The following is a 15,680-nucleotide window of genomic DNA, read 5'->3' on the forward strand; positions in this document are numbered from 1 at the left end:
TACCTAGAGTTTGCAAGGTAAGCCCCGTTCCCAACGGAAAATTTTTACAAAGTGCTCCAAAGCCGAACATTTTGCAATTTGTTCTCTTGCTGAGGGGCTTAAAGCCGGTTATTTCCCGTTCGTTGAACGATACCCGCCGGGGGGCGGCTCGTCGTCGATAAGTCGGGGGGGAAAATTGTGTATATTGCTTGTTCTTCTCTCTGTTTCAGCAAGAAACCCTTCAATCAGGCACTGCGATCGATAAACGACTTGCACTTTCAAAAAGTCGATCTGGCGATTCACGAATCGGGTCCTCATTTGAAGCCCAGTGAAGTGCACGCGGACATGAATAAAGTGGCGGCTCGTTTACGGGCCAGCAACATGTCCTTCGCCGCATTTCACGTCGATATCGAGGAAATGGACCCCACTAAATACGGGGAAATATTTCGTTCGGTTTGTCGACTGGCCAGAATGCTGGCCGTACCGGTCGTGAATATTCAGACGGCTCCGCTCGGTGCGGATATCGAAAGTGAAGCCAAACGATTGCGGGTACTGGTCCGTTATGCCGAGGCCGAAGGGGTGATTCTAACAATCGAAACGGCTGCTGACCGTTTAACTGCCGATCCTAAAGTCGCCATGGAACTTTGTACTAAAGTTCCCGGTCTAGGTTTGACTTTAGATCCTAGTCCTTATCACAGCGGACCGTTCCGCACCGATAATTTCGACGAACTTTATGCCTACGTCCGACACGTTCGTCTCCGCGACACGAGTAAGGATAAGTATCAGGTCATGATCGGGCAGGGCGAAGTGGAGTACGGCAGGATCATCAACCAATTAACTCGAAGTCGATACGACCGGGCTCTATCAGTCGATGTCCGGGATACAGTTGATGGGGATTTTCCTACGGAACCCGAGGTTCGAAAGCTAAAATACCTCTTGGAGAGTATGGTCTAGTTTTTGCTAAACTAAAAGTCGTCGAATCCGTCTATTTCATCGAATAGACGGATTTTTTTCTTCTTGAGCCTAGAACGTTCGTCTGAATTTCGATTCTGCAAATTCTCTCACTTCTTGCACCGTTTTTGGTCTCTCGAATTCCTTTTAGGGACGATTCACTTTCGTGGTTGTACTGATCGCATGTCCGACCTAAAACAAATATAGTTGTACATCTGGTTAAAGAGGAACCTCCAATGGCTTTTACACTCCCTGCTCTGGCTTATGCGTTCAATGCGCTTGAGCCCTATATTGATGCGATGACCATGGAAATTCACCATGATCGTCACCACAAGGCTTACGTGGACAATCTCAACAAAGCGCTGGATGGTCATGCAGATCTGCAGGCCCAACCCATCGAGAAATTGCTTCGCGAAATCAAATCGGTCCCGGAGAACATCCGACAGACCGTGATCAACAATGGTGGCGGTCACCACAATCACGCTTTATTTTGGACGATCATGGCTCCAGGCGCGGGCGGAAAACCGACAGGACCTCTGGCGGATGAAATCACCAAGACTTTCGGGGATTTCACCGCATTCCAAGCCAAAATGAAAGAAAACGCTTTAGGACAATTTGGCAGCGGATGGTCTTGGCTGGTTTACGGTGATGGCAAATTGCAAGCGATCAAGAAAGCCAATCAGGACAGTCCCCTGATGGACGGCCTGGTACCGCTGGTCGGTGTGGACGTTTGGGAACATGCTTATTATCTGAAATACCAGAACAAGCGTGCCGACTATGTGGATGCCTGGTGGAATACGGTAAACTGGGCAAAAGTGTCGGAACTGTTCGCGGCAGCCAAAGCCGGAAAGTAGTTTAACTCGACTTGACCCTACGGGCTGTATGGATTATCTCCCGAGTCTTACCGGGAGGTCTTCCATGCGGCCCGTATCATTTACGGTCGGTCTTTTATTGTTATCCGTAGGTTGCACTACGACCAAGCCAACGCGTGATCCGATGGATCTGCGTCCGCCAAAGGTCGAGGAATTTCAGTTACCGCCGGCCACGGATCAGCCTTTAGAACCTCCGGCCTACCCGGAAGAGAAAAAGACTATTCAAGATCCGCGTAAGAATAATATGCCGGACAGCATGAAGAATGCAGGCGGATCCCCAGGCGGTATGCGTGGCGCAGGAGGCGGCGCGGGCATGGGTTCGGGTGGTGGACCTGGCGGGCCCCAATGATGAGATGGGTAGAGTAGAGAGTCTGTAGCGTTTGGGTGGGCAGTGATGCAAAATTCACTGCCCGTTTGGCTTTCGAGATTATCCCTCGATGCTTTCTATCCGATCATTTCCCTAGAGGAGTCTTGGCTCCCGACGGAGAGATCGGATGCGACTGCAACATTGGATTCTGCCCCTTTTCCTCATCAGCTTCACGCCAGGCTTCGTTGAAGCCGGTCCCATCTTGGATTGGTTTACGCGTAAGCCGAAAGTTGATCCGGTTGTCCGTGTTCCTGCCCTGATCACCATTCTCAAAACCGATAAAGAAGAGCGGAATCGAACCTCGGCGGCGGAAGAGCTGGCCAGTTTCGATCCTAAAATTTTCTCGGACATATATCCGACACTCATCCAGATTTTGCGGAACGATCCTGCGACGGGAACCCGGGTCGCCGCCGCTAATAGCCTCGGTAAGCTTCGTCCGATATCCGGTGATGTCGGATATGCCCTCGATCAGGCTGCCTCGAATGATTCTGCAATTCGAGTGAGATTGGCTGCAAATTCGGCTCTACTCTCCTACAAATTGCTCGGTTATACACCCGGCCGAAACAACGATCCTAAATTTGATCAGAGTGAAGAGCCGCCGCTCGCCGCTCCCTACGAACGGTTGCTGAAGACGAATCCGGCCAAGCAAATCGGTCAGAGCCCCGCGCTTAATGGGGCGCCGTTAAAAGAATCGCCCAAGCCAGCGACGCCGGTTAAAAACGAAAATAAGCGTGAAAGCCTTTTCTCGTTACCCAGTTGGCTGGGTGGCAAGGATAAAGAGAAGGAAGCTGTGAAGCCGACGATTCCTGTGGTGCCGAGTAATAGCACGGCAGTATCCCCAGTACAGGAGCCGGTTCTGCCGCCAATCATTCTCGAGCCTAATAAGATCGATTCGATCAAAGTTGAACCGCTCAAGGGCGAACCCTTACCGGCCTCTCAAGGACCTTCTCTCGGTCCGCCTCGAGAGTAGTACTCGAAACATTTAAAAAGCTGAAATTCGCTTGCCAGGGAACCACTCCCTGGTAGAAACGTACGAAAATCACTCTAGTTGGCCCTTTCAAACTACTTTCTCTAAATTGTTCATACTTGTCTGAAAATACCTATCAAGACTTGTATGAAACGCTTTCGATGGAAGTGGCTGATCCCGATTGGCATTCTTCTTGGTCTGTTCGTAGTCGACTCTTTCGGCAGCGAGCGGGACGTGTTAGCCGATTTGGAAATCGAATTTGTGGTGCGGGATTCGTACGCGAATTTGCCTGTTCCAAATGCCAAAATCGAGATCGTTGCCGCTCCCGGCTGTTGTGGTGAGCCGGTCGAGGACGGGCCTAAAAAACTCGAAGTCCAGACATCTGAGGACGGTCGACTGAGTTTGCATTGCAGTACAAAAGTTTATATTTTCCGAAGTGGGCTGGGTATTCGGAAATCGTATTTCGTTACTTTGCCGGACTGGAAGTATGATTTGACCGCTGTCGGCTACCAGAGCAATACCTTAAACCAGACCGATACGCCCCAAAACCAATTTCTGGTAAAACAAATCGACGAAACTCACTGTCGGATGATCATTTATCTCAGTCTGCGGAAAAAGCCCGCTGCGGAGACTCTGTTTTAGAAGGTTGTTGGTGTGAGCCGGAAAGGATGTTCTCGCTTCACGAACCATTTTTGCTCGAGATCGTCCAAAAAATCTGCAATAGGCTTCGAGATAAAGTGCCGGATGTCTGGCGTAAATTTCGCCAGTGGGGGCAGTTGCTCTCTAATATCAAGTAAATTTCATGTGTGGATAGCGATTTCGCAAACATTTTCTACCAATTATTGCGGCCAATAGCGATCTCTGGATTCTTCCTTATTCTCAAAAATCAACGGTATGCAAATTGCGTTAGATTGTTTAGACTTCCCACTATCAGTTATGGACCTGCCGTGAAATCCTCTACCTCGCAAACATTATCATGGAACAATTAAAACATTCCTCCGAAGGTATTTCCCCAACCCTGCGGCTTATGCGCCTCCTTCCTTTCCCGGCCGTATTTGGCCTGGCCTTGGGTTTAGGATGCCAGCCGAAGCCTACTATCATTGCAGAAGCGCCAACTCCTGTAATTCCGGTGAGCCACCCGGTTGAGCGGGAGGTAACGGACTATGTGGACTACACGGGTCGGACGGACGCCAAAGACTCCGTCAGCGTGCGTGCTCGGGCTACCGGGTACTTGACCAAAGTGAATTTCAAGGAAGGTGCTGACGTCAAAGAAGGGGACTTGCTGTTCGAAATCGATCCGCGGCCTTACCAGGTGTTGGTCGATCAGGCCAAAGCTCAGGTGGTATTGAACGAAGCCACGAAACTTCTGGCCACTCAGACTCTAAAGCGAGATAAATCGGCCTTGGCAGCCGTGGCCCAGCAGCAGATCGAGCAGGATCAGGCGACCTTGGATCAAGCCGATGCTCAAATTAAGGTGGCTAAGGCCAATCTCGACACAGCCCTTCTGAACCTTGCTTTTACTAAGGTCACCTCGCCGATTAGTGGTCGTATCAGCCGATATTATTACACGGCCGGCAACCTGATCACGCAAGACCAGACCATGCTTACAACCATAGTCTCTATGGACCCGCTTTATACCTATTTCGACATGGATGAGCGTACCTATCAAAAGGTCGTCAAAGCCATCAACGATGGGAAGATCAAGCTGTCCACCGGGGACGTAGAAACGCCCGCTCCTATCCCCGACTTGCCAGTTAACATGGCTCTCGAAGGTGAGGAAGGATTTCCACATGAAGGCCGGATCAATTTTATCAACAATCAGGTAAACTCTGCGACCGGAACGATTGCTGTTCGAGGGATCTTTTCCAATCCCCGGCCCAAGGGAGGCATCTGGACGTTGGCTCCTGGGATGTTCGTCCGGATTCGGCTGCCGATCGGCGTTCCCCATAAGGCGCTGCTGGTGGTCGATAAGGCGATTGGATCGGATCAGGGTTTGAAATACGTTTACGTCGTCGATGCTGAAAACAAGATCCAGTATCGGCGCGTCAAGACCGGACCGCTGCAGGATGATGGTTTGCGCGTCATTGAAGAAGGTTTAAAAAGCGACGATTGGGTCGCAGTGGGGAATATGCAGCAGTTGCGGGCGAAAACGCTCGTGGAACCCGCTCCCTCCAGAATGCCAACACTGAGTCGTGGACCGGATACCTCCAAAACGCCGTTAAATGGTACTGAGAAAAAATCCAAGTCGGGCACTGAGAAGAAAAAGTGAGGTTTAGGAGATGATCTCTCGCTTTTTTATCGATCGTCCCATCTTCGCGACGGTCCTCTCGATCTTCATCACGTTAACGGGAACGATTGCGCTACTGTTTTTGCCGATCGCTCAATATCCGCGCATTACTCCGCCCGGCGTCTCCGTCTCCATCAGCTACCCCGGCGCCAGTGCCGAGGAGGTCGCGGATGCGGTGGGGGCACCTATCGAACAGCTCGTCAACGGCGTGCCAGGCATGCTCTATATGTCCTCCCAATCGGGCAACGATGGGAGCTACAGCCTGACGGTTACCTTCGATATCGGTACCGATCTTAAGACCGCGCTGGTGATGGTGCAGAATCGCGTGACTCTGGCAATGCCGCTGTTACCAACGGCCGTGCAGAACCAGGGCATCACCATTCGAAAACGAACTCCCGACATGCTGATGATTGTAAACTTCATCTCTCCCGACGGGCGGTATGATGATAAGTATCTCAGCAATTTTGCGACTATTTACGCCAAGGACGAGCTGCTAAGAGTCGATGGCGTTTCCGATATCAACATTCAAGGCCAGCGCGATTACAGCATGCGGATCTGGCTCGATCCACAGAAGCTCGCTTCTAGAAATATGACTGCGATCGATGTCGCGCAATCTCTGATGACTCAGAATATTGATGCACCGGCGGGACGAATCGGACAACCGCCGATTGATCCGGGTCAGTCGTTTCAACTTCCGCTCGACACGATCGGCCGTCTGAATGAAATCGAACAATTTGAGAACATCGTTATCAAGATTGGGGGCAGTCCCCCCATACTTTCTCCGATGGGAAAACTGATCTCGGATATCCCGGCCGTTCCGGTTGTGAGTTCGATTGTCAGTAGTCTCACGCCAAACAAGAATCTGAACACCTCACCCGCCAACATACCCCTTCTGTCTGGCCTGACAGCGCCCAATCCCAGCGATAACTTAAACGCTTCCACGATCACGTTGCCCTCGAGTACTCCCATACCTTCTACTCCCGTGAGTCCTCTCACGGTTGCTGCGCCGGCCACCACTACGACGAATACAGATACAGGCACACTCACTACCACGAATAGTAATTCGATGACCGGAAGTGAGGCTACGGGGGGTGGGGTCGGTGCACTCGGCTTGTCCAGCGGCAGCTCGACCGCTTCCATGCCTTCACCTTCTGCCAGCATCGTGCGACTCAAAGATGTGGCTCGCGTCGAACTGGGAGCTCAGAATTACAACACGATCTGTTCTTTCGATGGCCGCCCCTCCGTCGGTTTGGGACTCTATCAACTCCCCGGAACCAATGCCCTGGAAGTTGCCCAGAGAGTTCGCAAACGCATGGAAGAACTCCGAGTTAACTTTCCGGATGGTATCGATTACAAAATTGGTTACGACACAACGACATTCGTAGCGGATTCTGTTAACGATGTGATCAAGACGCTCCTTGAAGCTCTCGGCTTAGTGGCGATCGTCGTTCTCATTTTTCTTCAAAGCTGGCGGGCTTCGATCATTCCGCTACTGGCTGTGCCGGTTTCGATAATCGGCACGTTCTCAATGATGGCGGCCCTAGGCTATAGCCTGAATAATATTTCGCTCTTCGGCTTGGTTCTGGCAATTGGGATTGTCGTCGACGATGCAATTGTGGTTGTCGAAAACGTGGAGCGCTGGATGGATCTGGGTCTCAGCTCACTCGAGGCCACCAAAAAGGCCATGGATGAAGTGACTGGGCCGATCATCGCTGTAGCCTTAGTGCTCTGTGCCGTGTTCGTTCCCTGTGCATTCATTCCGGGAATGACCGGCCAGTTTTTCCGACAGTTTGCGGTTACGATTGCAGTTTCGACGCTCTTCTCCACGATTAATTCGCTCACTTTCAGTCCCGCCATCGCCGCAATTCTTCTCAGGCCCCGTCACGCAAAGTTAGATCCCCTGGCATGGGTGATGAAATATACCCTGGGCTGGTTCTTCTGGATCTTCAACAAAATATTCAATTTCGGAACGAATAGTTATGCTTGGACCGTCGGAATTTTGATGCGGGTCAATCTTCTGGTGATTCTCGTTTACATCGGTCTTCTCATTCTGACGGTTCGAATTTTTCAGATTACCCCCAAAGGATTTATCCCGCAGCAGGACCAGGGACGTCTGATTGTAAACCTGCAATTGCCGGACTCGGCCTCTCTCGAACGAACTTCGGCCGCAGTCGCACTCGTCGAAAAGATTGCCAGAGAAACTCCTGGAGTGGCGCACACCGTTACCAACGCGGGAATGTCATTTTTATTGCAAGCGAATAGTCCCAACTTTGCCTCCATGTTCGTTGTGCTCGATCCTTTTGAAAAACGTCAGAAGCCTGAGCTTCGCGACACCGCGATAATGACGAAACTTCGCGCACGTTGGGCAGAAGAAGTCAAAGATGGCACTGTGACAGTTTTTGGAGCCGCACCCGTTCCGGGATTGGGAGTTGCCGGAGGTTTCAAATTCCTGATTCAGGACCGGGCTGGTTCAGGTGTGGAGGTGCTTCAAGAACAGTTGGATGAATTCGTCCGCAAGATCAAAAAAGTTCCCGGGATGAAGAGTGCGACATCGCAGTTTCGTTCGAAAACCCCTCAGGTTTATTTGGATGTCGATCGTTCCAAGGCCGCCTCTCTGGGGATCTCGTTTGACGACATAAATCAGACACTGAGCATCTATTTGGGTTCAGTTTACGTTAACAGCTACAACGACTTCGGTCGCCACTGGCAGGTTACCCTTCAGGCAGAAGGGAAATTCCGCAGTCAGATGGAAGATATCTCTCTTTTCCAGATCAGAAATAGCAGCGGGCAGATGGTTCCCCTGAGCACTCTCGTTCATGCCCAAGAGATTGGCGGACCAATATCAGTTACCCGTTACAATCTGTACACGGCGGCCGCTGTAAATGGCAATGTGGAAGTGGGGAGCGATGGTCAAGCTATAGCGGCTATCAATCAACTCGCACAGGACACGTTACCCTTAACGATGAAAATCGAATGGACCGAATTGATGTTCATGCAAATTCGGGCCGGCAGTACGGCGATTTACGTGTTCATACTTGCTGTGATCAGCGTCTTCTTGGCTCTTTCAGCTCTGTATGAAAGCTGGTCGTTGCCGCTGGCGGTTATCCTGGTGGTTCCACTTTGTTTGCTCTGTTCGGTCGAAGGGGTTCGAATCGCCGAGAAAGACGTCAATATTTTCGTACAGATCGGCCTAGTTGTGCTTGTGGGATTGGCTTGCAAAAATGCGATTTTGATCGTCGAATTCGCCAAGCAAATGTATGACGCGGGGCATTCCCGATACGATTCCACGAAAGAGGCCTCGCGTCTTCGCCTCCGACCGATTCTGATGACTTCCTTCGCTTTTATTTTCGGCGTGATGCCACTTTTGGTCGCGTCCGGTGCCGGAGCGGAAATGCGTCGGTCCCTCGGGACTGCCGTGTTCAGCGGGATGCTGGGAGTGACTGTCTTCGGAATCTTTATGACTCCGGTCTTTTTCTATGTGATTCAGGGACTAAGCGATTCTCGATTTTTCTCCTCGACTCGAGCGCGAGCAATTACTCGTTATCTTTCTGTCGGCGCTGTCGGCGCGTTCGGGGGATTTGCCGTTTCCGGTCTGGGGCGTGGCACGATACTGATCGATTGCTCGATCGGAGCGGCGCTGGGCATGCTGCTCGTTCGCCTGGTTCGTGGTCTTTCGGTGACTCAAATTTTGCCCAAAAATAATTATGAACATCTGCCGAAAGCGGCTGAGGAGAAATAGACGTGCTAGCACGGTTTTTCGTAGATAGACCGATTTTTGCCACAGTGATCTCGGTGATTATCACCTTGGCTGGTGCCGTCGCCGTTTTCTCTCTTCCCGTGGCTCAATATCCCGATGTGACGCCTCCTACTGTCCAGGTGATTGCCTCCTATCCCGGGGCCAATGCCACCACAGTTCGCGATACCGTAGCGGCTCCCATTGAGGAACAGGTTAGCGGCGTCGAAGGCATGATGTACATGTCCTCGCGAGCCACCAACGACGGTTCATATACTCTCACGATCACATTCAAGCTGGGCATGGATTCCGATATGGCCCAGGTTCTCGTCCAGAACCGCGTTTCACTCGCGTTGCCGGTGATTCCGGCACTGGTGCAAAACGAGGGTATCACCGTCAAAAAGATGTCGCCCAATACCCTCATGATCGTAAATCTGGTGTCCCCCAATGGGCGGTACGACGATTTGTTTTTAAGTAACTATGCCACCATTGATGTACGCGACGAATTGGGCCGACTGCCCGGCGTGGCCGGCGTCGCATACCTGGGCCAGCGGGACTACAGTCTCCGAGCATGGCTCGATCCCGACAAAATGGCGGCACTGAATATGAGTGCCATGGATGTGGTGACTGCCATCGCCCAGCAAAATATGCAGGTGGCCGCCGGACAGATTGGTCAGCGTCCCGCTCCGATTGGCCAACAATTTCAACTCACGGTCAATACTCAAGGACGCTTGGTCGAACCCGAGCAATTTGCGAACATTATTCTCAAAGGCAGTCAGGATACCACGGGAAGCGGTACAGGAAGTGGCACCGGCGGTAATACGACAACGACAACGGATGATACGCCGCAATCCACTAGCATCGTACGCTTGCGCGATGTGGCGCGGGTGGAACGTGGGGCCCAACAGTACGATCAGTCCTGCACTTTGGACGGGAAACCCTCGGTGGCGCTGTCGATCTATCAACTGCCAGGTTCGAATGCCCTCGAGACCGCGCGAGGCGTTTACGCCAAAATGAGAGAATTGAAAAACCGATTCCCCGACGGCCTGGACTACAAAATTGTTTACGATACCACGCCTTTCATCCAGGAATCGGTCGACGAGGTTTTCTCGACTCTGCGGGATGCAGTGATTCTGGTGGCCATTGTCGTGCTGTTATTTTTGCAGGATTGGCGGGCGATGATTCTGCCCATGATCGACGTTCCTGTCTCGCTGATCGGAACTTTTGCCATTATGTCTTTGATGAGTTTCACGCTGAATAATCTTACACTCTTTGGCTTGGTTCTGGCGATCGGGATTGTCGTCGATGACGCGATTGTGGTGCTTGAAAACATCGAACGTCAGATGGCGACCGGACTGGACGCTCGGACGGCGACAATCAAAGCCATGGAAGAAATCACCGGGCCGGTGCTCGCGATCACTTTGGTACTCAGTTCGGTATTTATTCCCTGTTGTTTCCTCGGGGGTATCACCGGTCAATTTTTCCGCCAGTTCGCCGTGACGATTGCCGTTTCCACCATCATCTCCGCGATTAATGCTCTGACCATGACTCCCTCCCGAGCGGTCTTAATTTTTAAATCGGACGAGACAAAAGGGGGCCATTATCATCATCGCAGAGAAGCGTTGCCCTGGTGGATCTTTGCCGTTGTTTTCGGCATTGTGACATTCCACTATGCTCCGGAATTTCTAGCAGGAAAGTATGGCTTCCCCCCATTACCCGCTCAAACGGCTGAGAAGGAGATTCAAACGCAGGATTGGATGAGCTGGTCGAAAGATTTTCTTCGTTATGGAATGCCCGGTGTGCTGTTAGGCATCGTATTTGGGTGGTTTCTTATAAAACCGATCAATTTCACACTCGGATGGTTTTTCCGCAAATTTAATATCGTCTTCGATTGGGTCACGCGCGTTTACGGAAGCATCGTAGGATTCACCTTGAAACTGAGCGTGATCGTACTGCTGGCCTATTCCGGGCTGTTGTTTATGACGTATATCGAATTCGTTCGTACTCCGACGGGGTTCATCCCCGATCAGGATAAGGGCTACCTAATCCTTAATGTGCAGTTGCCCGATTCCGCCTCCGTTGAACGCACCGAAGAGGTCATGCGTCAAATCGAAGAGACTGCACGTCAGATGCCGGGTGTGAAACATACTGTCGGTATTTCCGGTCAGTCATTTATCCTGAATGCGAATGCTCCCAATTTGGGATCCATGTACGTGATGCTGCAGGCTTTTGAGAAGCGTCGTACGCCCGAACTATCTGCCGAAGGCATCGCCAAAGCCATTCAGGAAAAATGTCGCGAAGTGACGGGCGAGGCCATCGTGACAGTTTTTGGCGCCCCCCCGGTCGATGGTCTGGGCACAACTGGCGGTTTCAATCTGGTCCTCGAGACTCGTGGTTCCGTCGGCCTCGAACAGTTGGAACAAGTTTGTGACAGAATTGTTGCGAGAGGTAATGCCACACCCGAATTGCGTGGGCTATTCAGTAGTTCCGGGATCAATACGCCCTGGCTCTACCTCGATATCGACCGCGACAAATGTCGAGTTCTCGGCGTTCAGGTGAGCGATATTTTCAATACGCTCCAAGTCTATCTGGGTTCTTATTACGTTAACAATTTCAACGAGTTCGGTCGAACCTGGCAAGTCAATGTGCAGGCCGATCCGCGATACCGATCCCGCGTGACCGACATCATGCAATTGCAGGTCCGTAACATGCAGGGTCAAATGGTTCGCATGGGCACGGTGATGCAGGCTCGCGATACCAGCGGGCCGGTTATGGTGATGCGATATAACTTGTACTCCGCCGCCTCGGTCACCGGAAAGGCGGCTCCTGGTGTCGGTTCGGCCCAGGCGATTGAGCTGATGCAACGGATTGCCAAAGAAGAGATGACTCAGTCGATGACCATGGAATGGACCGAACTCGCCTATCTGCAAAATCAGGCAGGCAATTCAGCCATGTACTTCTTCGTGCTGGCGGTGGTGTTTGTCTTTCTGGTCTTAGCGGCGCAGTACGAAAGCTGGAAACTTCCATTAGCCGTGATCATGGTTGTACCCATGTGCCTGCTCTGTTCCATCGTGGGCGTTCAACTGGGTGGCATTGAAGTGAGCATCTTCACACAGATCGGCTTCGTCGTCTTGGTAGGGCTGGCCTGTAAAAACGCAATTTTGATTGTGGAATTCGCGAAACAGCAGCAGGAAGCTGGAGCAGATCGGCGAACGGCGACGCTCGAAGCTTCCCGCCTGCGACTCCGACCCATCGTAATGACCTCCTTTGCATTTATCTTTGGAGTAGTGCCGCTGGTCTTTGCTCATGGAGCGGGTGCGGAGATGCGTCACTCCCTTGGCTTGGCGGTTTTCAGTGGCATGCTAGGAGTCACTTGCTTCGGAATTTTCTTGACTCCTGTTTTCTACTACGTCATCCAATGGTTCGGTCAAGAACACAGTAAGCCGACATCACTGGAGTATCCTGCGGCAAGCCCCAAGCCCTCTAACGGTTCTGAACCGAACGATCCGACGACACATTAAGCCTCGCATTAAGGAGACGGGGAGGTGGCATTCAAGCATCAGATGATCCTGAAAGTAACGATGCCATCGATTCTGATCGCGATGACTTTGCTCGCCACGAGTTTCATCGGCATTCGTTCGATGAATCGTTTGCAGGAGCGCCGGGATTCGATCATTTCTGAACATGTGGCCCGACTGCAGTTGGCCCAGGATCTCGAGACGCACATGCGTCGCATCCGACTGCACAGTCTCCTATATATCATGGAGCCGATTCCCGAACGTCGGGATAAGCTCATGAACGATCAGGCCGCTTTCGAAAAAGCACTTTCAGCCTTGCGGGAGACGGTTGTCTCTCCCACGGAACAGGATCTGATTGCGGGAATCGATAAAGGATATCAGGAATATCTCGTCGACCTGAAGCAATCGGTTTCGTCACCTCCAACATTCGCCATTTCCGAATTTATGAAATGGGCGGATAGCCATCCCATCAAGCATATCGTGAATCTGTGCGAAGAGGTTTTGAACGAAAACCGCGCATCCATGAAACAGACGACGGAGGAGACTCGGGAAAAAACGACCCGCACTCGTTCCTGGATGGTTGTACTTGGTGTCGTCGGGGCTTGCGGCGGCTTGATCGGCGGATTTGGAGTGGCCTGGGGACTGAGCCGGGTGATTACTCGACTCAAGGTACGATTGCAGGATGTTCATGCGCACCTGGATCAGGAAGTGGCTTCGCTTCGCTTTACCGCGGAAAGCGGCGATCTCAAGAATATGGAATTGCAGGTCGGCAAAATTTACGACCGAGTTCGAATCATCGTGGATCAACTCCAGCGGCAGGAGCGAGACAGCATCCGGGCCGAGCAATTGGCTGCCGTAGGACAATTGGCTGCGGGAATTGCACATGAAGTCCGAAACCCATTAACGAGCATTAAGTTGCTGGTGGGAGCCGCTCTTTCACAGAAAAATTCCGGGGGATTATCGGAGACCGATTTGAAGGTGATCCATGAGGAAGTTGTGCGAGTGGAGAAGAAGGTTCAAGCCCTTCTCGATTTCGCCCGGCCGCAGAATATGGACGTGCGTCCAACGGATCTGGTAGAATTAATTTATCAATTCACGGGATTAATTAAGTCCCGACTGCAGCAACAAAAAGTGGATTTGGAACTCGATCTGCCCGATTCGCCAGTGATGTGCAAAATTGATTCCGATCAGTTTAAAGGCTTGCTGGTCAATCTCAGTTTGAATGCACTGGATGTCATGCCGAGCGGCGGAGAGATAAAAATCCAGCTTCGGACCGAAGCGGACGGAAGTCTAGAATTGGACATGTGCGATACCGGTCCCGGAATCGATCCGCTGGTTATTGATCGCCTCTTCACTCCCTTCGTCAGCAACAAGCCGACGGGAACGGGTTTAGGCTTGAGCATCTCCCGCCAAATCGTTCAGAATCATGGAGGAACCCTTACAGCTTTCAACCAGCCGGAGGGGGGAGCCTGTTTCCGAATTCATCTGCCCAAAGCCTTTGCCGGAGCATTAAAACATGCCGACACTTCTAGTCGTCGATGATGAGCCGAGTGTTTGCTATTCCTTCAGCCGTGTATTCAGCGACGCCAACACTCGAATCATCACCGCAGGAACGATAGCCGAAGGATTGAAACTGCATCAGGCCGAGCAACCGGAGGTGGTTGTTCTGGATCTTCAACTTCCGGATGGCTCGGGTTTGAAAGCCTTTGAAGCGATCCGGGCGCTGACTCCCAAGCAACCGGTCATCTTCATCACGGCTCACGGTACGACGTCCACCGCCATTGAAGCCATGAAGGAAGGGGCTTTCGACTATCTCATCAAACCGCTCGATTTCGATCGCGTGAAAGAAATTCTTCGCCGGGCTTTCGAAGCGGCCTACCTGATGCGGGTCCCAGCAGTTCTTCCCAGTCTCGAACCTAGCGAGCAAATCGTAGGACGTACGCCGGCCATCCAGGATATGTGCAAAATCATAGGTCGAGTCGCCTCACAGGATGTGAATGTACTCATCCTCGGGGAGAGCGGGGTTGGTAAGGAACTGGTCGCGCGCGCCATTTACCATCACAGTCGAAGAGCCGGGAAGCCATTTCTCGCCATTAATTGTGCAGCACTTCCAGAATCGTTGATCGAAAGCGAACTTTTCGGACACGAGCGAGGGGCTTTCACCGGGGCGGATCGGCAACGTGTCGGCAAGTTCGAGCAATGCCATGATGGGACGATCTTTCTGGATGAAATCGGCGACATGCCACTAGCGGCCCAGGCGAAGGTCCTGCGATTATTGCAAGAGCAAGCTTTCGAGCGACTGGGCGGTCGAGAAACAATTCGCACTAACGTGCGATTGATCGCCGCCACGAATCAAGATTTGGAGAAGCGAATTGCGGAGGGGCTATTTCGAGCGGATTTGTACTATCGATTGCGAGGAGTAACCATCCCGGTCCCTGCGTTGCGAGAGCGTCCCGACGATATACCGGAGTTGGCAAATCACTTTCTATTCCAGTTCAATCGGGAACTCGAGCTGAATATTCAGGGGTTCGATCCGGAGGTGCTGGCGTATTTCCGGCAGTATCGCTGGCCGGGAAACATCCGGGAGATGCAAGGAGTCCTCCGCGAAGTGATGCTGAGAACGACTGGACCGCTCGTATTGATGGAACATTTACCAGCGTCCATTCGCTCCTCGAACCAATCGGCCGATCAATCCTCTGCGCTTTCCGAGGGAGGCAATCTCAATGAGATGATCGATCGATTGATCCAATCCCCGGCCAATAAAATCCATTCCCAGCTCATAGCGAACGTAGAAAGAATCCTCTTCAAAAAAGTTTTGCAGCAAACCGACGGGCATATCGGTCAAGCCAGTGAAAAACTCGGTCTGAACCGTTCCACTTTGAGGTATAAGTTGCGAGATCTGGGTTTGAGTATTGAAAAAGTGATTGGAGAAGAGGTGGATTCGAACATCATTTAGAACTATCGTTTGGCGTTTTTTGCACCACTGGTGTTCTTTTCATTCCTAGA

General features: G+C 51.8%; 10 protein-coding genes. All 10 read left to right on the forward strand.

The features are described 5' to 3' along the window. Positions 1–177: 177 nt before the first annotated feature. The 10 genes from KIH39_RS05090 (at position 178) to KIH39_RS05135 (ending at position 15,630) form a co-directional block, all read left to right on the forward strand. Positions 178–933: a sugar phosphate isomerase/epimerase family protein gene (locus KIH39_RS05090; protein ID WP_246539530.1), complete on the forward strand. Its 756-nt coding sequence runs from the start codon at positions 178–180 to the stop codon at positions 931–933. Between the two features lie 233 nt (positions 934–1,166). Then, positions 1,167–1,784 carry a superoxide dismutase gene (locus KIH39_RS05095; protein WP_213498184.1) on the forward strand — a complete coding sequence of 206 codons (618 nt, stop codon included), beginning with the start codon at positions 1,167–1,169 and terminating at the stop codon, positions 1,782–1,784. A 64-nt stretch (positions 1,785–1,848) separates the two neighbouring features. Then, a complete protein-coding gene (locus KIH39_RS05100) occupies positions 1,849–2,151 on the forward strand; it encodes a hypothetical protein (protein ID WP_213498185.1) in 303 nt (100 codons plus the stop codon). Between the two features lie 145 nt (positions 2,152–2,296). Further along, positions 2,297–3,139, forward strand: coding sequence for a HEAT repeat domain-containing protein (locus KIH39_RS05105; protein WP_213498186.1), 843 nt, complete (start codon positions 2,297–2,299; stop codon positions 3,137–3,139). A gap of 144 nt (positions 3,140–3,283) precedes the next feature. Next, positions 3,284–3,778 carry a hypothetical protein gene (locus KIH39_RS05110; RefSeq protein WP_213498187.1) on the forward strand — a complete coding sequence of 165 codons (495 nt, stop codon included), beginning with the start codon at positions 3,284–3,286 and terminating at the stop codon, positions 3,776–3,778. Between the two features lie 334 nt (positions 3,779–4,112). Further along, positions 4,113–5,405, forward strand: coding sequence for an efflux RND transporter periplasmic adaptor subunit (locus KIH39_RS05115; RefSeq protein WP_246539532.1), 1,293 nt, complete (start codon positions 4,113–4,115; stop codon positions 5,403–5,405). A gap of 10 nt (positions 5,406–5,415) precedes the next feature. Next, the gene (locus tag KIH39_RS05120) at positions 5,416–9,162 is read left to right on the forward strand and encodes an efflux RND transporter permease subunit (RefSeq protein WP_213498188.1); all 3,747 of its coding nucleotides are present in this window, start codon (positions 5,416–5,418) and stop codon (positions 9,160–9,162) included. Positions 9,163–9,164: 2 nt separating this feature from the next. Then, positions 9,165–12,677 carry an efflux RND transporter permease subunit gene (locus KIH39_RS05125; RefSeq protein ID WP_213498189.1) on the forward strand — a complete coding sequence of 1,171 codons (3,513 nt, stop codon included), beginning with the start codon at positions 9,165–9,167 and terminating at the stop codon, positions 12,675–12,677. 24 nt (positions 12,678–12,701) lie between these two features. Further along, the gene (locus KIH39_RS05130; RefSeq protein ID WP_213498190.1) at positions 12,702–14,216 is read left to right on the forward strand and encodes an ATP-binding protein; all 1,515 of its coding nucleotides are present in this window, start codon (positions 12,702–12,704) and stop codon (positions 14,214–14,216) included. After that, entirely contained in the window at positions 14,191–15,630 is a 1,440-nt protein-coding gene (locus KIH39_RS05135) for a sigma-54-dependent transcriptional regulator (protein ID WP_213498191.1), read from the forward strand. The genes KIH39_RS05130 and KIH39_RS05135 overlap by 26 nt, the downstream gene beginning before the upstream one ends. Positions 15,631–15,680: the final 50 nt, after the last annotated feature.

The sequence above is a fragment of the Telmatocola sphagniphila genome (assembly GCF_018398935.1).
Lineage (GTDB): Bacteria > Planctomycetota > Planctomycetia > Gemmatales > Gemmataceae > Telmatocola > Telmatocola sphagniphila.